The following is a 21,003-nucleotide window of genomic DNA, read 5'->3' on the forward strand; positions in this document are numbered from 1 at the left end:
ACATCAGTCATGAAAGATGTCATCGAGCTTGTCGCCGGCTGACGCCGTAAATTCATCCGTCAACCCATTGCTGTCAGCACTTCCCTTTGCCAGGGTGTCGGCGAAGATCTGTTCGAGATCGACCGAAGCCTCCTTAGCATAGAGTCTGACCATGCCGATTGTCGTTCGATCATCGAATACCACAACCAGAATGCTGCGGTCTCCAACAAGCGACATGTGAATGTGGTCACGTTTGCCCTGGTGGAACAGGACCGAAAATTCGGGTTCTCCGACCAGCTTCGCGATCTCTCTGGTAGATGCAAAGCTACCGGCCAGAAGCGCTGCAAGCGACGTGGTATCGAGCGATTGTGTGAATCCCTGCCGAGTGACAAGGTGCCCGTCTTTGTCCACCAGAAGCGCGCATTTCGCCTCCGACCCCTTCAACAATTTCTTCAGGGTGAGATTGATTCTCTCGGTCTCAGCCTGATAGATTATCAAACTGTCATCCGTCACGGTGTATCCTCCTGGTTTCAACCTCTCCGAAATAGCCAGCGGAAAAGGAAGAACCCTTTCTTTTTTCGTCTCTTCTGACGCAGCGATTTCTGCATTGTAGGCACAGAGAACGCATCTATTCCATTGTTATCCGTCACATCCGCAGACAATTCATCATCGGGCTGCTGATTGAATGACGGCAATTGCCCGTAGAGCTGATCCTCAGTCTTACCTGAATCGGAGTCTTCGGTCTGTGATGTATCATAACTCGCTTCCGAGCCGGACATGCTTTCGTCGCTGATGTCTGTGATTCCCACAGGTCTGAGCTGATTCTCTCTGATAACCGGAATTCGATCGGTCTGATTCGCATGCACCGCATCTGGAGCCGACGTCGGACTCTCAGCAACCTCGATATCGATCGATACTCCCGCCAGGCTCTCATGGGCACTGGTCCGAGTGTATTCGTCAACCGATGATGGCAACACGCTCCCAGCGTGACCATCGCCCAAACTTGATTCTTCGCTGGCAGCAAGCGCACCGTACCCATGAGCCGGCTGAGTCGACGGTCCTGAATGACCTGAAGTGCTCGCAGAAGTCGCAGCTGCTGGCACGCGGACAGAATCGTCGCCGCCTCCCGACCCTGGAATATCATCGTCGGCTGAAAGCTGTGCGTCCTCTACCCGTTCCGACTGTTCTGAATCTTTGGCGTCGGGGGACTTCTTGGCTTTGTCGAGAACGAGTTTGATCACAAACTTGAGGGTATCGAAAACTCCGACTCCATTGGGTGCCGCGGCTTCGAATACCGGCCAACCGAGCTCGTTCATGAGCTGATTCAGTTCGTCAACCGACATCACATCCGGCAGATCGCGCTTGTTGTACTGAAGCACTATCGGGATGCTGCTCAGTTCGACACCGTATTCAGCGAGGTTCTCTTTGAGGTTGTTCAGGCTTTCCACGTTTTCATCAGCCTTGGCGCGCTGACTGTCAGCCACAAATATTATCCCGTCCACACCTCTCAGGACGAGTTTGCGAGTGGCGTTGTAGAAAACCTGTCCAGGCACGGTGTAAATCTGAAACTTGGTCGTAAATCCGTTGATATCTCCGATGTTAATCGGCAGAAAATCGAAATAGAGTGTTCGGTCGGCATCGGTAGCAAGGCTTATAAGATCGCCCCTTGTTTTTCCCGGGACCTTGCTGTGGATATATTGCAGGTTGGTCGTCTTGCCGGATAATCCCGGACCATAGAAGACGATTTTGCAACTGACTTCGCGAGTATTATAATTGATGACTACCATGAATGATGTGCCCTTCTCACACAGTCTTAATTCTTGACATTGCATGCTTCATTTCGAGTCGAATCAACCCGATGTTGACTTCGGGATCGGCTGTGACAACGAGAATGCCGGTCTCATTGGAAGACATGAACAGCTTTCCGTTCGCTGCCTCGATCGTAATCTGCGAAAGTTCCTCATCACTCAGTCGTTCGAGCGATTTGTTAACATTTGCGGTAATTGATGCCGCAATAGCACCGACGGTCTCGTCCTGGAAACGTGCGTCGAGATCGGCTGCTATCACGATGCCGTCATGCCCGACTACCATAGATCCGGTCACACCGCTGGTGCGATTGATATCTTCAAGAACATCATACATAGTATTCCTCCGGAACCCTTTGAAAGCTCGCGTCTGGGTATTTAGTCTCAAATGTTTTCTTTATCATTTCAACCGCCTGGCTGATTCGCACCTTCTCGAGCTCCTCAGACTGACGATCAGCGCCTACTAAGAGCCACATTCCGCAAACCTGCACCGAATGGAGCCTGTATGTGTCCAGTGAAAGGTCGAATCCCTGCAGCACCAGATTCCCGGCCCTGAGTAGCGTTGACTGAACTTGCTCACTGAGCAGGCGCCCTATGGGTGCCCACACATCACGATGTACAAGCTCATCGCCGGCGTACGCAACCGGCAGGCCTTCCGTATCAAGCAGCACGCAGAACCGCACCGCCGACAACTCGAAGACGTGTTCAACAGCATGGTCGAAACTCTTCGGCGAAGATTCAAATGTGTCAACGGCCGGCTGCATCGGGATCACGCGTCCCCTCAGGGGGTTCTTCGATACGTATTCCGGTTCGTGCCTGACTTGCTCGGGCTGAATGGACTCAGTTAAGCTGGACTCTGAAAGTGGAGTTATCGAGAATCTGCTCTTGACCTTCTGCCTTGACATTCCAAGCAGTGGTCTCAGTATGGTCAGCATAATGAATGGCGCACTCAGGGTATGCAACAGCACTGCAGGCTTATAAGAACTGAGACCTGAAGCGAAAGCCGTACCGACACTGATGCCATTCATGAGAACCAGCAGCAGTGCGAATCCGACTCCGGCACAAAGTCTGAATCCGAAACATATCATCAGCGAATATGATAGACCTTTCGCTGTCGGATCGTCATTGATTGTCCAAAGTACGACACCGAAGTAAAGGAATTCGAGAATCATCCACAAAATCGGCGATATATCAAACCCGACTCCAAAGTTCTTCGGATAGAAAATGAGCGGCAATACGATCACGATTAGAAAGAGCAACACGGTGTGCCGTGTTTCCTGAGCTTGTAACTGCATTTTATCCTCTATCAATCCCTTCTGAGTGAATCTGATATCCTAAGAAGCTTCTGTTTCAGGGAGCCTATATTCACTTCTGATTTGCACACCCCTACGAGGATCCTGGAGTCGATGACTGCCATGGCATACTTATATGTGCTGGTTTCCACGAGAATCTGCTGCAGGGATCCGAACGAAACCGAATCGAGACTTGCAGTGACATATCTGACAATTTCCGCCATCTCCGCAGCGTTTTCGTCCAGGGCATAATCATCCGGCGCTATCGAGTTCTCGACAAGACCTTGCGAATTGACCAGGAACGCTGCACGCATATTGGGATATTTCGCCACTGTTTCCAGGGCGCGGTCGAAAGTCATCGGTTGGTCATCAATTCCATCATGCTGGACTTCCGGGCTTCTCTCAGCTCTGAGACTCTGGTTGTAGAACTCTTTGGTCGCGGCGAGTGCAGCCTTCTTATCGGCTCTGCCATCGTCGATCTCAGATTGGAGCGTACGGTAGTACTCATTTCGCGAATCCGTCGATTTCAATTTATCGAGTACAACCTGTGCTTTGGCGAAGAACCCACGCTTGATCAGTATTTCGACCTCCAGAAGATCAGTTGTGCGTGTCCGGCCCTCAAGCCGGATAGCCTCGGCCAGTTCTTTTTCGGCCCAGTCATACATCTTGCGATCGAAGCAAATCTTAGCCATCACCAGCCTTCCGCCACCGTAATCCGGATGCATCCTCAGGCCCCGATGGCAAGCCTTGAACGCGCCGTCAAGCTCACCTTTCTTCCGAAGAGCATCGGCGAGCGCAGCGAATATTTGGGACTGGGGATTTTCCTTGAGAATTCTATCGCATTTCTCAATCCGGTCGTCAATTTCCACTGTATTTAGCATTTTGTTCCCCGGTGAATGTCGCCTAAACGGCTCTTCAACTCAGAACCTTCCGTATCTTTGAGACTCCGATCATGATCGTTGCCAGACCGAGTAGTCGAATCACCATTGCCGTGTACTGCCCGACATTCGCCACATCGAGAATGTTGAGCAAGGACACAGCTTCAGCTATCAGAAGGATTATGAACGATACCGCAAGTATCTGCCAGGCCGCAGCCATCTCTCCGCCCCGAAGAGATGAGAATATCTTCAGTGCCACGAAAAAGCAAATTGCGGCAAGCAGAAGCATCAGGGCCACGAGAAGTCCCTCGGTGATACCACTGCCTCCGGGCTGAACTCCCGCATACGTTACGGCGGGGGTGAGCCACACGGAAACGCCGGCTATAACTGAAAAGAGCAGTCGGTTCATCGCTAACCTCATGTCATAAAGATTTTCTTGCTGTCCTTAAGGACCTGAAAGATATTTTCCTCAAGTTCATACTTCGAACTCACACTGCGCCGCTCGGCAAGAGGGATTGATATCTCTTTCTTGATCTCCGATTCCAGGGAGCGAAGCACATTTGTTCCGAGCATCGATCCGACAAACGCGAGCTGCTCTCCAAGGATGTGGTTCAGACCCGATAGCAGTTTGTGGAGTCTCGCCTCCTTGGGGATCTTATTTGCGGTTCGTCGAAAATTCTCGAAATTCGTCTTGAAATCGGACGATCCGAGCCCGGTGAAATACGCCCAGACACCTTTGCGATATGCCGCAAACATATTGGTGATGCACGAATTATCGGGGCCGAGCTTACGTTCCAGCTTTCGGCGAATCGAGTCGAAACAGGCTGTATACAGGCGCAGAACCAGCCACCACAGTTGCTCTTCCTCATCCGTGTCCTCTTTTTCCGCGGCGGCTTTGACGCCTGAGACTATAACAAGATTCGAGAGTATGAGTTTGTACATTCCTCGATATGTTGCGAACTCCCCTATCGGGGAAGCCGCGACTATATCAGGAAGTGATCGCTCGCCATTGATAAGCCACAGGATCTGGAATTCTTCCGGCGAAAGGACTATTTCATCAGACTTAGCATTGGGACTGAGAACCACTTTGAGCAACTGATTCTCCTTCGGAAGGGATCTCTGAATTTCAAGCCACTCATCGATTCGACGAGTTCCTTCCATGATGAGGCTCACAGTCTGCAGTTCGACAAGAATGTCCTTCACAGTGGGAAGCTTCCCCTCGCTGAAGATGAACTCGCCTGACTCCCAGGAGAAGAGATTATAGACGATCTCTTCAACTTGGAGCTTGAGGCAGTCTGTAATTTCCTCGCGCGAGAAGAGTCCCATATCTACAAGAACCTGGCCAAGTCGCTTCCCGGTATTCTTGTGCATATGCAGCGCGCGATCGAGATCGGCCTTGACTATTCGTCCCCGTCTCAACAGAAGTCCGCCGAGATAATCTTCCTCTGCTCCTCTGGAGGTCGCATAGATGATGTTCCCAGCTTTGAAGCAGACTTCCTTCTGCGTAGCGCCCTTAGTAATTGATAGAATACCGGTCTTCTTTCCGGTTGAAAGGAGCTGCAGAATATCCGGAAACGCTACCGTTTTCAGATTGCCGGTAAAGCTCATATATTATCCAGGCCGAGGTTACTCTACCACGTATTGTTTCTCTATCATTATCGGGCAGCAGGATGAATTACTTTACTGCGCGGGAGCAAAACTGCTTTATATGAAGCGGGTTTACAGCGAAAAAGTGGGAGATTCCCCATCATGGTTTCAGTTGCTGTTGTCAGTCAACGGTGATGGCGGTTTTGACCTCAATCTTGGCACTTCTGATATCGAATTGAACAGCACCAGACCGAGAAACATCAAACACAGCGATGCCGAATTCACCAATCTCCTTGTCCAGAAAATCAAGATCAGCGTGATTCTCATCCATTGGACGATTGAAGACAATCAACCTCTTTGGAGCCAGCAGTTTAAGTTTGTCGATGAATCTCAAAGCATCTGTTCCCGGATACGGCAACGCCAGGATTTCGAGGTTCCTCACATCATTTGTATCTAGCAGATCGAGATGAGCCCATCGAGAGAGCCAGATCATGAGCTTACCATCAAGTAGCACTTCCATTATCTCAATACCCTGAGATGACTTAGCCATTTCCACACGGTAAATTGAACCAACTCGGACAAAACCTGTATCAGGAGGAAGCAGGTCTGCCGCTTCCACGCCAACCGCCTCGGAAATCTCAGAGTCCGATGGAGCGCACTGCTCCCATATATCGGCGCTGCCAACGCCTTCACCGATCAGATATGGCAGAATGATCTGATTGACCTGGTCGAAACCCTCTCCTGAGTCAGCGTTTGTCGCGATCAGATCGAAATCAGGCGGAATGTGAACATGCAGCCCGGACCGCTGCCCCAGATCCAGAAACGTGACGGTCGGCCCACTTCTCCAGTCAGCAACCACACTTCTCCAGGACGCAATGCTCCCCCAGGCGAGCAGAATTGCCAGAAGATACCTGACATTCCGTCTCGATCTCATGACCGAGAAAAGAGCGAACAGGGTGCAGTAATAGAAGATGATAGTCGAGAGATCAGGTGGAGAGAGTGACAATTTCACCAATGGAAGTGATGCAAAGAAGTCGACAGCCCTGATCGACATATGCAGGAAGAATTGCGTTCCGACGGCAATGACATCCGATAGAAACGGGATCGGTGCGAGGATTACGAGCAGCAACGACAGCACTACTGCAATTGACGAAATGGGAATCACGACCAGATTCGACAGAAAAGATATCAATGGGATCCTGCCGAAATAATAGGCAAGGATTGGGGCAACCATCAGTTGGACGACCACTGACGAGAGCACGATCATCAGCCCGTAATCCAGAACCCATCTCTTCCACCGCGATCGCCAGCGGTGTCGCGGCAACATATGCTTCAGGAAGTACACAAGACTGAACGCTGCCACAAACGATAGCTGAAAGCCGATGTCGAACAGCATCAGAGGATCGTACAGCAGTATTAGCAGCGCTGCCACTGCCACTATATTCACCAGACTTCCCTTGCGATAGACGATTCTGCCGACCAGGACCAAGCCGATCATTAGTGATGCTCTTATCACAGAGGGCTGGTTGAATGAAAGCTGACAAAAGATCACGATGACCACCAGCGACAGTGCAAACAGAAGCCGTCTCGGCAATCCCGCGAGCCTGAAAAGCAGCATGACCGTGCCGGTCACAAGGGCAACATTTGAGCCGGAGACCGCGAGAAGGTGCAGTGTGCCGGTGTCCTTGAAACGCTCATAAATCTGCCGTGGAATGAACCTCGTCTCTCCTATCAGAAATCCGGCAATAAGATACCTTTCTGAGCCTAGAATTTGTTTCCCAAACAGGTCGAGAATATAGCCACGCAATGGAATTACGACTTTCGACAGCATCGGGCTTCCAGTTCCATGCTCAAGTACCTTGATCCTCTGCCAATGATTCGGATGGATACAAGAGGCAATCTTTTTCAGCATAAGATACCGCTTGTAGTCAAAACCGTGGAAGTTTCGCCGCTCAACTGGAGGGCGGGGGACACCTTCAACAGATATTCTATCCGCATAATTGAAGCGATCATCGAATCGATCGATTTTTACAAGAAGTAGTCCTGATGTCTCCAGTGTCCCGCTCTTGAGACGGATACTGTCGCATCTGACTGTCAAATACGTTCGGTCAGGCCTGAGATCCGGTTCGTTAGCCAGCACCCCGTAGACAGTGGATTCCTGTCTGACGTGGTTGAAATGTGAGATATGATTGGCCGGCATGTTCGATGCAAGCAAGTTATATCTGAAGATGCCCAGAGTCACAATGCAGCATGCTGCCGCGACACGCCATGCGATGTCCCAATTCTTGATAAGAGATACGAGCGTCACACAGAAACATCCCACCAGGACGCAGAAAGTCAGGAAATCTGGTGGATGCACTTCCCTGCCGATCAGCACGCCTACTATCAGCAATGTACATGCAACGAGCCCCGGATACTTTTTCATTTACGTTTCCCGAATAGCTCCTTCAGAGAATCGAGTTCGATAATTCGCATAAGTCTCGTGATCCCGAAATAGATTAGGCCTGCCCCGACAAGCATCACCGCAGAGTAAGCCAACCATTCCAACTTTGCGCCGTCGTGAATGTCACAAGGGTAGAATCTCTGCCCAATGATAAGAACAAGAGCTATCAGAGTGGCAGATGCGGCAATCTTGATGAAGCCGATCAACTCTCCCCTGACCGAGAGAATCGGCAATCGCCTTGACAGGAACAGAAGCAGCAGTGCGAAGTTGAGCCAGCCTGAGCACGCCACGGCGAGACTCAGCCCTTTGAAATCGAGATACCCTTTGAAAACAAAACAGAGGATTATATTCACCAATACACTTATCACGGATACTGCTACGGGGATACGAGTCTCTTTCATCGCATAGAACATAGGGACGGTGATACGAACAGAAGAGTACGCCACCAGCCCGATGGCGTAATATGCCAGCGCCGATGCAGTCTCCACAGTGTCGGCTGCAGCAAATTGACTATGCTGGTACAACAGCGCAACGATAGGTTCTCCTGCAAATAGCAATACCGCCTGAGCAGGCAGTACAAGAAACAATCCGAATCTGAGGCTACGGATATAGAGCTGAGCCATACCATTCAGGTCTTTCTCGGCCGCAAGTCTGGAGGCGCTTGGCAACGCGACTGTAGCTATCGCAACACCGAACAGACCGAGCGGAAGGTGCAACAGCCGATACGCATAGTCAAGATACGAGACCGCTCCATCCGATAGTCTGGACGCAAGGTTAGTGATTACGAAGACATTGACTTGCGTGGCCGCGAGGCCGATCACCATCGGCGCCATCAGTTTCAGGATCAGCTTGAGATCGGGATTGTTGAATTTGAAGTCGAATTTAAACCGAAATCCGGCCCTTCGGAGCTGAGGCAACTGCACAAATGTCTGGCCAAGACCCCCGACAAGTACGCCGATTGCCATGCCGAGAATCGGTGGATCAGTAAATGGGCATATCAGGAATCCGGCGGCTATCATTCCCACATTGAGCAGCACCGGAGCGAATGCCGGAGTGCCGAACTTGCCGAGCGCGTTCAACATCCCCATGAAAAGAGCTGCAATAGAGACAATCAGCAGGAACGGCATCATCACTCTACCAAGCATGACCGTCAGTTCGAATTTGCCGGGAATATCCTCGAATCCCGGCGCAAGCGCCGAGACGATCGCGGGCGCCGCCAAAATCCCGACTATGACCAGCAGTCCGACAGCCACCAGCAGGAAACTCAGCACCATATTGGCTGTCTGCATGGCGTCAGATCTGCCAACTTCTTTGAGCTTTGTTGTGAAAATCGGTATGAATGCCGCCGACAACGCTCCTTCGGCGAACATATCTCGAAGCAGGTTGGGGATTTTGAACGCAGCAACGAATGCATCGTTAGCGTCGGATGCCCCAAACAGACCCGACATTACGCTCATCCGCACCATGCCGAGCACTCGCGAGGCAAATGTGCCCGCCGAGACCTTGGCTGTCGATCTCACAAAGTGCGGTTGTTCGGGACTATTTTTCATTGACAAACCAGACGTTTTGGCTATATTCAGCCTTCAGAATAACGTTTTTTAGCCAAATAAAGGAGCTTTGATTGGCGCATCACTTACACACAAAGAAAGCTATCCGGCAGTCGGACAGGCGCAGAAGGCGTAACCAGACCACGAAGTCGAAGATGAAAACCTCGATCAAGCAGTTTCTTGCATCCGAGGCTGCCGATGTGAAGCTGGCCGCTCTCAAGCGGGCGCAGACGGCAATCGACCGCGCTGCCAAGAAGAACATCATTCATAAGAATGCTGCTGCTCGCAGGAAATCTCAGCTTGCTCGCGCTTATAACAATCTGGTCAAGTCTCATTCCTGATCTGCCGCTTTCGGTTATGTAGATATCTGCCGGCGCCTGTCACCGGCAGTTCCTATTTCCAGACCAATCGGGGGGCGAGTTTATCAACCCCGGCATCCGTGTCAGAATCTTTCTGATCACGTCCACAGAATCTATGGCGTAAGTCTTCTTCCCGGCAAATATTTCTTCCGCAAATCCAACCACAAAATCGAGTTCCTCCGGCTTCAACCTGCGGAATATCTGGTGAGCCAGAGAATACATGCGTAGTCTACGCCCGAATATCGCCATGAATCGCTTCGGGTATTCTTTCAAAATCGCCGCCCTATTCCCATTCTGCACACTTTCGGCCGCAAGTTCTCCCGCCAATTTGCCGGAATATAGCGCCGTAGCGATTCCCGCACCGGTAAGAGAATCGATCAGACGAGCAGCATCGCCTACGACCATGAGATTATCCTTCAGCATGGTGTGGCGACCCTCGAACAGCGGCACAACGCCCATCATCTTCTGAGTGATCTTGAACCGATCAAACCGGCTGCTCATGAAGCGATCAAGCTGCTCAAACGGATTCAAGTGTTTCGCCATTGTCGGGATCAATCCGAGGCCGACATTGGCCGAATCTGGCCCCTTCGGGAATACCCATATATATCCACCGGGAGCGATGTCGAAATTGAAATGGAATTCGGGAGTTTCCGGTTCAATGGAGATGCCCTCGATACGGTATTGTGCGCAACTCGCTACACGAGACGGCAGCAACGGCTTCACCAGCCCTGCCTGCCTTGCGATGGTCGATTCGATGCCATCGGCTGCAACAAGAATCTTGAACTCGACAGTTTTCCGCTCACCGTTTGAGACCACATCTATTCTGACAAACCGCCCATCTTCATATACAGGTTTCTCAGCCCTCCAGCCCTTAGCGATCTCAGAACCGGCATCTTCGGCCATCTTTGAGATATACGGCTCGAATTTCGATCTATCGAGTATGTAACCGGCATTGGGATGATCGATAAACATCGATTTGCCGTTCTGAGAAAACAGCTTTGCGCCGCTGACCCTGCTACTGATCCAATCTTCATTCGGCTCCAGCACTTGAGACAGTCCCGTGCAGCTTATCCCCTCGGCACAGGAGACCGGCTGGCCGATCTTGCGGTGGGTTTCGAGCAGAAGGACTTCGGCTCCGGCACGTGAAGCCGACAACGCGGCGGACAGACCTCCCGGCCCTCCGCCTACGACTACGACATCATACTTTGATTTCATCTTTGAGTAAAATCGCTCGTGATGGACATGTGATTACGCAGAGATTGCACAGCGTGCACGCGTTCGGAATCTCGCGGACGCCATCAGCTTCGAGGATAATGGCGTCGAACGGGCATACAGCCACACATCCGCCGCATTCCCCGCACAGCGCCTCATCTATTGTCAAACAGAGTTCAAACATGACAGAGGATATGGTAAACCGAATCGGTCACGATTTCAACATAAATATGGGGGAGTCACTGATGGTAGACCAGAGAGGCAGAACCGCTCCGGGATTTTGCCCTACATATATCAAAAACTCACAACCAACCCGACACCCTGTCCCGTAAACGCGAGTTTGATTGTGGTCGATGGTTTTTCGGAGCGCATGAGCTGCTTGTTGTTGAATATCTTGACGGCTGTGTTGCGGTGTTTATAGACACGTTGATCAAGATCGAAGCTGATAGCAGCCAGAGCAACACCTGCTACCATTGTAGCCGTCTCATTGTCCCATCCGGTTCGAAATGCGCTCGCCAGCGACATTCCGATACAGGCGCCGCTTGCTACCATCAAGAATGAGGAGGTCGCACGACACGCATCTGCCTTGCTCAATCTGGATATTGCTTCGGGGCAGTCGATCATGATTTCCCTGAGATTGGATGACCCCACCTTATATACGCCATGGTAGTACTCGCAACTCGAGTGCTTATGTCTGATTCTGATAGTGTCGACCTTAGCTTCGGTCTGGGCAAGACACGGTGCGGCTGTGCCGACCATCATAATGATCGTGCAAATGGCAGTTAGCATATACCCGAATACTGCAATCTTAGTTTGTATCCACATATGCCTATGCAGACTCCCGGCTCACCGATGAGGATCTGCTTTCCATTGTGACTGTTTCGGGCCGACCGGTCCCATCATCAGGCGGGTGTCGTCGATCTCCCCCTCCGCAGTGGAATAGACCTGCGTGTATGCGCCATACCCGTCGAAATCAGCGAAAACGAATGTTAGTTTCGACGAACTGTATCTTGAGAACACGCTCGTTGTTTTCCCTCTACTTGCCGGGCGATCATACTCCCACACAATGACAGATCTGATTCTGAACATTTTGAATTCCGGTTCGCTCTGCTCTGTCATCCAGCTCTCAATCTGAAAACCGCCGATATTATCGAAATCCTCCCTGACCATCGGATCTAGGTAGATCTCAGCAGGAGGCCCGTAAATGATATAGACACGCCCCCGATCAGTCTGAGAGCCTCGTAAATTCGACTCGCGGAAGTGCTCTTCGGAGTATTGGAATCGTCTGTCATATTCCTGCTTCACTTCATTCTCAGGTGTGCCGGGCGTTGGATCGAGGTTTGCCCAGAAATCACTGAGAAATCGCTCGACATCTTCTCTTGAGTCGAGCTTTTTCAGTTCGCGGAGCTGTTCGTCGGTAGATATGTGGCGAATTGCCCTCGCAGCCTCATCGCCTAAGGTATCAGCTTCCCGCAATGAAGAAAGGCAGCCATTCAGAAACAAAGCAGGAATCATGCTGTAGATAAGTAGTACAACCGTAGCTGCGCGCGTCATGTGGTTTCTCCGCTGTCTGATCTTGAAAAGCCTACCCCGCGACAACCTGCCAAGCCCCCCACTTGTGTTCCAGCCGGATCAACAACTGAATCTTAGATCGTAGGAATAGGATAATAGCGTATTGCGTTGATGTCAAGGTGGAAACTACAGATTGACATCACTTTTTTCTATGCGACAATCTGTATTGAAGATATCAGTCATTCATCAGGAAGACGGACTGCGGATAATAAGCGGCGCGGCTGCGTGAGAGACGCATGCGGATCAGCTCATCGAGAAAGCCGTTCTTGTCATCGGAAGGCACATCCTGCGACAGGATATCCAGCGAGATTCTTATGCCGAGATAGCGGCAGGGGAACGAATAGCAGAGTGTGTGCGGCGGCAGAAGATAGCCGGACTTCATTAGATGGCTCACTTCGGACTGCGTATAGACCGGCAGAGTGATATGAGCCTCACCACCTGTGCGGCTGATAAGTGAACCGTCAATCAGCGATTCAGAGGGAAGGCGGATGACCTGTGAATTCGCCGAGTAAGCGGTTATTAGTCTCGACAAAGTCTGGTTGAACGATATCAGGTCCGATCGATCGAATTCAATGCGATAGGTTTTATCGTCTCCGAGCAGCGCAACGAGAGTATCTGCACCAATGTGTCGGTCGTGAATTGACACCGTCTCTTCTGCTGTGCTGAGTGTCAGCTTGAGCTTTGAGGCCATGTTCTCGAGTTCCCGTGCGGTTAGATGCCTCACAACATGGTTCCAACTGGACAACTTCGACAGCGGATCATCGAGATCGACAACCTGTGTCAGTGCGTCCCTGATTCCGAGCCGCTTCAGCGCGCTCCAACGGGCGACTCCGTCGAGAATTATGAACTCTGACGAACCGACCGATGCAACCGCAATCGGGTTTTTCTGAATGCCAGCGGCCGCCATGCCTGCTGCCAGCCGCCTCGTGATCGGCTCCGAAAGGCTCGAGAGCGGCCTGAGCAGATCGGTGCCGATAATTCTCAATGGATGCCAATGATGGCTCATTTATTTCCCCACGTTCGGTACATGCACTCCGAAAAAGCAAACGCCGTGCCTCTATGAGCAAATGCCGGATTATAAAGCCCAAATCTTGTCGCCGTAACCATTTGCCGCACAACGCAGTAAAGTCAGTAATTCTAAGGCTGAACCACGGGCCGCGAATCGATCAACTTGTTCGCATAAGGCGATCTAATAAGTGCAATTCGATGCGCAGGTGAGTCGATTATCGTGAGATTGTCAGAAGATATGCTTCGTTGCGAGTGGCGATCTTTAGCAGCTCACCGCCTGATGAAAAACGCACCAGGGGATGTCCGATGGTCCAGTCGGCATACTTGAGTTCCATGTTGTGTAACTCGGTGCCGTTCCAATCAAGCAACAATACACCTCCCTGGGTGTGGCTGGTGTTGCCGTTGCGCTTCATGGGAACATCATAACCAACCGCTATCAATCCATCATCAGAGCTGTCCAATGCCGAATATCTGGCATTTGGCTCACGTGATTTTAGCTCCCATATTAACTCGAGAGTCGGCAGACTGTAGACTCGCAGATGATCGAATCCGAGAACCGCCAGTCTGGAGGCACCGGAATCGAATCTCATGTCAATATCAGTCCCTGTCAGACCGGGAGCCTCTGCCATGGACTTGATTTTCAATCCGCTTTTGAAGTAGGAGATGCCGATTGAATTGGTTGTAGCGACAAACTCGCCATCACCGGAAACGCAGAAATTCCGGGCGATTCCGTAACGATGCACCTCAACACCTGACATGTCGTAGGCCACAAGCCCCGAGTCGGCGCTGTTAACGAACATAAGGCCACTGGCAGGCTCAAAAGATATACCTGTCAGGAACGTGACATGAAGGGTGTGACTGATCATCCCGGCGCGGTCGTAAACATCAAGTTCGGAAGATGGGAATCCTTTTGCTCCGACAATTCCAACGGCGCTGCCGTCTGCATCAGAAAGCCGAATGGATGATGCTCGCGGCTTGTCAACAGAATAGACTCTCTCACCGGCGTTGTTGAACACATCTACCCGCAGCAGCGAGAAGGTCGTAGGTGAGTTATCGTTGTACTTAAGAATACTGTAATAGCTGCCGGCATCGGAGATCTCAACTCTTTCGTTAAGCTTGGTGCTCTTCTCATGAGCCGGCTCATGATTATCTTCGTAGACTGTCACAAGCTTTGGCCTGTGCGATATCCAGCCCGATTCTGACGGTACAATGGCAGCACCATCAGGAACCTGCATGCGTGCAGTTTCGGTGATATCGAGAGAGAAGACCGCCGGAGGCGTTGCAGCCAGCAGCAGCAATATCATGAGTCCAATAGATCGCATGTACATCCTCGATCGTCTAAGCAGTTCAACGCATCATCGCTGAATTGAACATTCGAAACCTCGAGAAGTTTCACCTTCAGCCGCAGGCGTCTTCTCGTACACTTATGAAGTCGGCAGAGTAGTGCGATTGAATAATGGGTGTGGCTTAAAATAGGGGAAACATAGATTGCGAATGTTGCTAGAACACTTATGAGAGGTTCATCAGGAAAACCTGCTGTGACCTGGCAAATCCTGACTCTGCGCATCGGGAGCTACGCGCCTGCGAAATTCTAGGGTTCGCCCGAAATCGTCGGAAAGTCGGAATTGGACGGCTGTTCAATATCCCTTTTCGCCAGTGCAAAATTGAAGTTGAACTTGACCTTTAGAGGAGGGAGTGCCGGTACAGGCTGGGCAGCTCTATTGACGGATTGCGGTATCCATGAAATGTCGAAATTGAGTTCGTTCCTGTATTTCGTGACGCGCCTGTAGTAGGGCATCAATTTGGACGATACAGGCATCTTCTTTGTCAGCTGATATACGACGACAGCGGAGTCACTGAGAATTTCGAATTTCTGATTGCCGACTGTTGTCGAGTTGACAGAGAGAAACTCGAGAAGGGTCAAAAGGGCAAGATACTCACATTCAAACCTGGCGCCTTTCCGCCTTGTGCGAAACAGCACCCCAAGATCCGGTATTGCAAAGCTGGTAATGCAATCGCCCGAAAGCCCATCCCCATTTCGCAAGCCATATCCACAGAAGTAACACTTCATGAGTCAGACCTCCCAGGACCAACCCTTGTGCAAACAGTGTGCCGCAGTGAATACGATCTGACAGAAGAAAGTGCGAGAACGTAAACGATTATCCGTCAACAGACTCGTGAGATGTGGAAGATGTGCCTGCATTGAACGAATGATCTCTCAATGCATAAGATTCAGCACTTGTGCAGAGACTTGCAGCAATGGTGCAGCAGTACAAGCCTATTCGATCGACTCGGTCAGTATAGAGTAAAGGTCTCCTTTGGCTTCCAGATAAGTTGCTTTGGAGGAGGCGACCTCCTCTCCCAGATCATTGACCGCACTGCCAACCGCCTTGAACACTCTGCGCCTCTCTTCGGTCACTGTCCCGGTGAATGAGATTTTCTGACCTGTCAGAACAGGACGTTTGAATTTCACCGTCATCTCCGCAGTCACCGCGAAAACACCTTTTGCAAGCACAGCCTTTATCATCACTTCGTCGAGCATCGATGAGATTATGCCACCGTGCAGAACATCTTTGTAACCCTGAAATCGCGCGTCAGCTACGATTTTGGAGATCACCGCACCATCATCTCGAACAAAGAACTTAGCCTTCAGGCCGATCTCGTTTTGCTCACCACAGACAAAACAGTCCTTATATCTGACGACTTCTTTCATTCGTCGCTCCTCACCTTATGTTACACAGAAATGCGCTGCGTTGTATAACATTGTGGATGATACGGATCGGGAGTCGGCAGGGCAAGCTCAATCAGAAAATCAAAAGGCGGGAAGATTCCGATCTTCCCGCCCTGCAATCACGATTCAAAGGCGATCTTCAGCTTCCAAATGTATCGCTGTATGTCCAGCGGGTATTGTTCGAGATCACTTCGATCGAGGCAGTGCCGTTTGACGAGAAGGTCACTGTGATATTCCAATCTCCGGACGTATTAGTCGTGGTGTTATCGACAGTCACTTCAGTCGTACGCGTAACTGACAGGCTGATACTTCCACCCTGAGGCGCAGCATTATCCCACTGCGCGAATTCGTGCTCTCTGTCGAACTGCATATCTGTGACAGTGACAGTGTACTCGGAATTGATATGCATTGTCGAGCTGCCGTCAATTGAGTAGTCATCAACATCGAATTCTGCAAGCGCATCGACCGTAGCCGTTGCCAGATTCACACCGGAGAAGCTGCCCTCACAGTATATAGTCTGTTCTGAGTAATCGGACTCCTCACCCTCGTATGTCTGGTTGACATGCCTCTTGACTTCAATGCCATCTGTGTACGAATTGTAGTTAAACATTGCCTCCCCATTCCTGAGGAACATCACACTGTCGACGACAATCGAGACGTTCGATGTGGCAAAACTGCCGACATAGAGCGAATACCAGCCATCATCGCTGTAATTGTAGTCGATGGTATCATCCGGATGCAAAGAGCTGTAGTCAGGCCAGTCGTTAATCGAGTCGAGTGGAAATCCCCACGGGTTGGTCAGCGGTTCATAGCTGTTGTCAACCAGCTCATCGATAACCTCTCCAACCTCCGCACGAACGGCAAGGAACGTGGCGTCATTTGGATTCCCCTGCTTGATTGTTGTGTCGGTCCCGCTGTCGGAAGAACATCCTATCAACAGCGCGAGAGCAAGCAGTGTGGCAAACATTCTCAGGTGAACAGGGCGCATCATAACCTAAACTCCTCTTATGCGTTATGTCTTTGACTTATTTTTCAAGAGTTGAGTCATTATTGCCTTCTGAATGTGGAGCCGGTTTTCTGCCTCGTCAAAAACGATCGAATGGGGTCCGTCCATCACCTCGTCTGTTATCTCCCTGCCCCGTTCTGCGGGCAGGCAGTGCAGTACTTTAACATCCGGTTTCGCCAGCGAGAGCAGATCATCATTCACCTGGAATTCCCGTAGCTGATTCATCTTCAGCTCGGCCTTATCCTTCTGGCCCATGCTGGCCCACACATCTGTATAGACTACATCGGCATTGCGAACCGCTTCTTTAGGATCGTGAAAGATATCTATTTTCGAGACCCCTGCTTTCTGCGCCCTGTGCAGAATGTTGGAATCAGGAAGTGTGTCGGGAGACGTTCCTATGGCAAGATCGAACTTGAACAGCATCGATAAATTCAGCCACGAATTCGTTACATTATTGCCATCGCCAAGATAGGCGATCTTGATATCTTCGTATTTGCCAAGATGTTCCCATACCGTAAGGATATCACCGAGAATCTGGCATGGATGAGTTAAATCGGTAAGACCGTTCACTACTGGAACATCCGCGTGCTTACCAAGATCCTCGACGTCCTTATGCGAGAATGTCCGTATCATAATCAGGCCGACATAGCGGGACAACACCTTTGCGGCATCATGAATTGACTCTCGCTTGCCAAGTTCAATCTCCTTCTCCGTGATATAAAGCGAATTGCCACCGAGTTGAAAAATGCCGGTTTCGAACGAAATCCTGGTGCGCAGTGATGCTTTGTGGAAAATGCATGCGACGGTCATTCCGTCCATCGGCTTCTCAGTGAACTTGCCAGACTTCATGTCGCGCGCAAGCTGTAAAGTCTCGATGACTTCGTCGCGAGTGAAATCTGTGATCTGCAGAAAGTCCTTGGTCACAGTCCTACCTCCTATATGTAGATGTTTTTCTTTTCACAGTGAATTTCCGCTCGAATTTAGGCGCTGGACGTGAACTGTCAAGCAAATTGATCCAGCGATGTCTTCCGCAGTCCATATTTAGGAAACCAGCACTGTCTCTGATACGTAGCATAAGTACATATCAGCAAACCTAATCCGACGGGCGGTGACTATGAATCGAAAGTGGACTCTTTTGGGAGGAGCGGCTCTGATTGTCGTAGGAATGTTGCTCGTACTCGACAATCTCTATGTAATCCGTTTCGATTTCTGGGATACGATTGGCCGTTTCTGGTCTGTTGCGCTGATCGCGGTCGGAATCTGGCTGATCTATCGTCAGGCAGGCTGCAAGGTCGGGGATGCCACGCCTTCTGAAGCAGGCAGGATCACGCGAGTGGTCGGTCAGATTCGCACGAAACCAGACTCAATCCATGATCGCGGTCTCGATGTGCAGCTCGGCGCAGGCAGCATCGAAATAGACCTTACAGAGACAAACCTTCGCGAAGGTGAAAACTCGGTTGCGGCCTCCGTAGGCTTAGGCGAGGTCGTAGTCAAGCTGCCGGCAGAGATCGCCTGCAATGTCTCAGGATCGTGTGGTATTGGCGATGTTCATGTATTCTCCGACAGTTCCGACGGTTTTTCTCCGCGCGTGAATCAGACCGATCCGGACTACGACAGCGCGCCGAAGAAGATCAAGGTGACTGCGAAGTCCGGTCTGGGAGACGTCAAAATATCGAGGAGATAACAGAGCCGGGACCGTAGTTCAGGACAGCCCCGGCATGTGCGCGCTTGACCTGTTCGGTTTTGGTGGCGACAAAAAACAAACGGGCGCGCTTCTCTGGTTTGTTGAGTGCAGACTTTCGCTGCAGCTCCATCTGCTCAAGAGCTATACATTCTGAGATGTGAGTTATTCCCGAAGAGGTAAGAGATTTCTCGCTGCAAGCCTGTGTGGCCGCGATCTCTGATCGCGGTTTGCTGTCTGCATATCACTCGTTACAACGCCTGGAAGCGCTGTTGCGTCAGTGGAAACCGGTGTCCAAATTGGGGAAAAGGTCGAATTGTCAATTTTGAGGCAACTGTAACAGACACAAAGACAATCGATTGCAAGGCCATACCCCATTAAGATCAAGAGCTTGATCTTAGTTGACGGTACGTCGCTCGCGGGATTATGCCTCATTGCCGGCGAACAGAGGGGCAGACCGAAAGGTCTGCCACGATGAGTCTATTACAGAATATACTTCGAAAGGTCTTCGTCTTCGATCACTGTGTCGAGGCGCTTCTTGACCAGCGCTTTTGTGATCTTGATTGTCTTGGGCTTGCATTCGGAATATTCGAACATTATGTCTTCGAGCAGAGTGGTCAGAACTGTGTGAAGCCGCCGTGCGCCTATATTCTCCGAACTTTGATTGACCTTGTCGGCAATCGATGCGATCTCTTCGATTGCGGTTTTCTCGAAAACCAACTTTATCTTCTCGGTCTGCAGCAGTGCCGTGTATTGCTTCACAAGCGCGTTCTTAGGCTCTGTAAGAATCCTGACAAAATCATCTTTATCCAAGCTGTCCAATTCAACGCGAATCGGGAATCGTCCCTGAAGTTCCGGTATCAGGTCTGACGGTTTCGTCATGTGGAACGCACCTGCGGCGATGAAGAGAACGTGATCGGTCCTGACCATACCATATTTGGTCATAACGCTGGAGCCCTCAACAATCGGGAGGATATCCCTCTGCACACCCTCGCGGGAGACATCGGGACCCGAAGTCCTCCCCTCGGGCGAGGCAATCTTATCGAGCTCATCGACAAATATTATTCCGGAATCTTCAACACTCGAAAGGGCAGCACCGATGACTTCATCCATGTCGATCAACCTGCCGACCTCATCGGCAGAGATGATCTTGAACGCCTCCTCGACCGTCAACCGACGTTTCTTGCGCTTCTTCGGCATCATCTCGGAGAACATTTCCTGAAAATTGACACCGAGTTCCTCCATACCGGATGGTGAGAATATCTCGACGATCGGAAACGCACCGCTTGTTGTCTCGATTTCGACTGTGCGCTTGTCAAGCTCGCCCTCACGGAGCTTCTCGCGGAGTTTTTCCCTGTTACGCTCCCATTTCTCAATCAAGTCCTCTTCCGGCTGCACCGGCGTTGGACCGCTGAACTTGCCATTCGTGATCTTCCTCGGAGCTTTTGGCAGCAGAAGATCAAGTATGCGTTCTTCAGCAACCTTCTCTGCCTTGGCGCGGACCTCTTCGCCCCGCACCCGCTTGATTGTGGTCACGGCGAGATCGACAAGGTCGCGAACCATCGACTCGACATCACGGCCAACATAGCCAACCTCGGTGAATTTCGACGCCTCGACTTTAATGAACGGAGCATTGGCAAGCTGCGATAGCCTTCTGGCAATTTCAGTCTTGCCTACTCCGGTTGGGCCGATCATGATGATATTGTTGGGGAGAATCTCATCTTTGATCTCCCCCTCAACCTGCTGGCGGCGCCACCTGTTGCGAAGAGCTATGGCTACAGCTTTTTTCGCTTTTTCCTGTCCGATGATGTATTTATCGAGTTCGCCTACTATCTCTTTCGGTGTCAATTCTCTGTCCATTTAAATCCTCCAAAAGGACATAGTATACGTATCCTTCGAGCCA

Annotated in this window: 22 protein-coding genes; 2 read left to right on the forward strand and 20 right to left on the reverse strand. The window is 50.9% G+C overall.

The window, feature by feature from the left end:
* Positions 1-3 precede the first annotated feature (3 nt).
* The 9 genes from KKH67_00410 to murJ all read right to left on the reverse strand — a co-directional run bounded on the left by KKH67_00410 (position 4) and on the right by murJ (position 9,534).
* Complete coding sequence (locus KKH67_00410) at positions 4-492, reverse strand: roadblock/LC7 domain-containing protein (protein ID MBU1317633.1); 489 nt, start codon at positions 490-492, stop codon at positions 4-6.
* A gap of 17 nt (positions 493-509) precedes the next feature.
* The gene (locus KKH67_00415; GenBank protein MBU1317634.1) at positions 510-1,766 is read right to left on the reverse strand and encodes a hypothetical protein; all 1,257 of its coding nucleotides are present in this window, start codon (positions 1,764-1,766) and stop codon (positions 510-512) included.
* A 16-nt stretch (positions 1,767-1,782) separates the two neighbouring features.
* Positions 1,783-2,121: a roadblock/LC7 domain-containing protein gene (locus KKH67_00420; GenBank protein ID MBU1317635.1), complete on the reverse strand. Its 339-nt coding sequence runs from the start codon at positions 2,119-2,121 to the stop codon at positions 1,783-1,785.
* The gene (locus KKH67_00425; protein ID MBU1317636.1) at positions 2,114-3,079 is read right to left on the reverse strand and encodes a hypothetical protein; all 966 of its coding nucleotides are present in this window, start codon (positions 3,077-3,079) and stop codon (positions 2,114-2,116) included. The genes KKH67_00420 and KKH67_00425 overlap by 8 nt, the downstream gene beginning before the upstream one ends.
* An 11-nt stretch (positions 3,080-3,090) precedes the next feature.
* Positions 3,091-3,957, reverse strand: a complete 867-nt coding sequence (locus tag KKH67_00430) for a hypothetical protein (GenBank protein ID MBU1317637.1) — start codon at positions 3,955-3,957, stop codon at positions 3,091-3,093.
* Between the two features lie 34 nt (positions 3,958-3,991).
* Positions 3,992-4,363: a hypothetical protein gene (locus tag KKH67_00435; protein ID MBU1317638.1), complete on the reverse strand. Its 372-nt coding sequence runs from the start codon at positions 4,361-4,363 to the stop codon at positions 3,992-3,994.
* Positions 4,364-4,371: 8 nt separating this feature from the next.
* Positions 4,372-5,562 carry a DUF4388 domain-containing protein gene (locus KKH67_00440; GenBank protein ID MBU1317639.1) on the reverse strand — a complete coding sequence of 397 codons (1,191 nt, stop codon included), beginning with the start codon at positions 5,560-5,562 and terminating at the stop codon, positions 4,372-4,374.
* Positions 5,563-5,722: 160 nt separating this feature from the next.
* On the reverse strand, positions 5,723-7,966 hold the full coding sequence (locus KKH67_00445) for a ComEC family competence protein (protein MBU1317640.1): 2,244 nt from the start codon (positions 7,964-7,966) through the stop codon (positions 5,723-5,725).
* A complete protein-coding gene (gene murJ / locus KKH67_00450) occupies positions 7,963-9,534 on the reverse strand; it encodes a murein biosynthesis integral membrane protein MurJ (GenBank protein ID MBU1317641.1) in 1,572 nt (523 codons plus the stop codon). The genes KKH67_00445 and murJ overlap by 4 nt, the downstream gene beginning before the upstream one ends.
* A 71-nt stretch (positions 9,535-9,605) precedes the next feature.
* Between murJ and rpsT the strand changes: the two genes are divergently transcribed.
* Positions 9,606-9,872 carry a 30S ribosomal protein S20 gene (gene rpsT, locus KKH67_00455; GenBank protein ID MBU1317642.1) on the forward strand — a complete coding sequence of 89 codons (267 nt, stop codon included), beginning with the start codon at positions 9,606-9,608 and terminating at the stop codon, positions 9,870-9,872.
* A 39-nt stretch (positions 9,873-9,911) separates the two neighbouring features.
* On the opposite strand, the gene KKH67_00460 is transcribed toward rpsT, so the two are convergent.
* The 10 genes from KKH67_00460 to argF form a co-directional block, all read right to left on the reverse strand.
* On the reverse strand, positions 9,912-11,105 hold the full coding sequence (locus KKH67_00460) for an NAD(P)/FAD-dependent oxidoreductase (protein ID MBU1317643.1): 1,194 nt from the start codon (positions 11,103-11,105) through the stop codon (positions 9,912-9,914).
* On the reverse strand, positions 11,089-11,271 hold the full coding sequence (locus KKH67_00465; protein MBU1317644.1) for a 4Fe-4S binding protein: 183 nt from the start codon (positions 11,269-11,271) through the stop codon (positions 11,089-11,091). The genes KKH67_00460 and KKH67_00465 overlap by 17 nt, the downstream gene beginning before the upstream one ends.
* A 125-nt stretch (positions 11,272-11,396) precedes the next feature.
* Positions 11,397-11,927 (reverse strand): hypothetical protein, encoded by a 531-nt coding sequence (locus KKH67_00470; GenBank protein ID MBU1317645.1) that lies wholly within the window; start codon positions 11,925-11,927, stop codon positions 11,397-11,399.
* 21 nt (positions 11,928-11,948) lie between these two features.
* Positions 11,949-12,656, reverse strand: a complete 708-nt coding sequence (locus KKH67_00475) for a GWxTD domain-containing protein (GenBank protein ID MBU1317646.1) — start codon at positions 12,654-12,656, stop codon at positions 11,949-11,951.
* A 193-nt stretch (positions 12,657-12,849) separates the two neighbouring features.
* Positions 12,850-13,680, reverse strand: coding sequence for a ParB N-terminal domain-containing protein (locus tag KKH67_00480; protein ID MBU1317647.1), 831 nt, complete (start codon positions 13,678-13,680; stop codon positions 12,850-12,852).
* Between the two features lie 217 nt (positions 13,681-13,897).
* Positions 13,898-15,004, reverse strand: a complete 1,107-nt coding sequence (locus tag KKH67_00485) for a hypothetical protein (protein MBU1317648.1) — start codon at positions 15,002-15,004, stop codon at positions 13,898-13,900.
* Positions 15,005-15,273: 269 nt separating this feature from the next.
* The gene (locus KKH67_00490; protein ID MBU1317649.1) at positions 15,274-15,753 is read right to left on the reverse strand and encodes a hypothetical protein; all 480 of its coding nucleotides are present in this window, start codon (positions 15,751-15,753) and stop codon (positions 15,274-15,276) included.
* 207 nt (positions 15,754-15,960) lie between these two features.
* Positions 15,961-16,395, reverse strand: coding sequence for a PaaI family thioesterase (locus KKH67_00495; protein MBU1317650.1), 435 nt, complete (start codon positions 16,393-16,395; stop codon positions 15,961-15,963).
* 157 nt (positions 16,396-16,552) lie between these two features.
* Complete coding sequence (locus tag KKH67_00500; GenBank protein MBU1317651.1) at positions 16,553-17,404, reverse strand: hypothetical protein; 852 nt, start codon at positions 17,402-17,404, stop codon at positions 16,553-16,555.
* Positions 17,405-17,425: 21 nt separating this feature from the next.
* Positions 17,426-18,343 carry an ornithine carbamoyltransferase gene (gene argF / locus KKH67_00505; GenBank protein ID MBU1317652.1) on the reverse strand — a complete coding sequence of 306 codons (918 nt, stop codon included), beginning with the start codon at positions 18,341-18,343 and terminating at the stop codon, positions 17,426-17,428.
* A gap of 190 nt (positions 18,344-18,533) precedes the next feature.
* Between argF and KKH67_00510 the strand changes: the two genes are divergently transcribed.
* Entirely contained in the window at positions 18,534-19,103 is a 570-nt protein-coding gene (locus tag KKH67_00510; GenBank protein ID MBU1317653.1) for a cell wall-active antibiotics response protein, read from the forward strand.
* A 480-nt stretch (positions 19,104-19,583) separates the two neighbouring features.
* Here the strand turns inward: KKH67_00510 and hslU are convergent, their stop codons facing one another.
* Positions 19,584-20,960 carry an ATP-dependent protease ATPase subunit HslU gene (hslU, locus tag KKH67_00515; GenBank protein ID MBU1317654.1) on the reverse strand — a complete coding sequence of 459 codons (1,377 nt, stop codon included), beginning with the start codon at positions 20,958-20,960 and terminating at the stop codon, positions 19,584-19,586.
* Positions 20,961-21,003 lie beyond the last annotated feature (43 nt).

The organism is Candidatus Zixiibacteriota bacterium, assembly GCA_018820315.1.
Classification (GTDB): domain Bacteria; phylum Zixibacteria; class MSB-5A5; order JAABVY01; family JAHJOQ01; genus JAHJOQ01.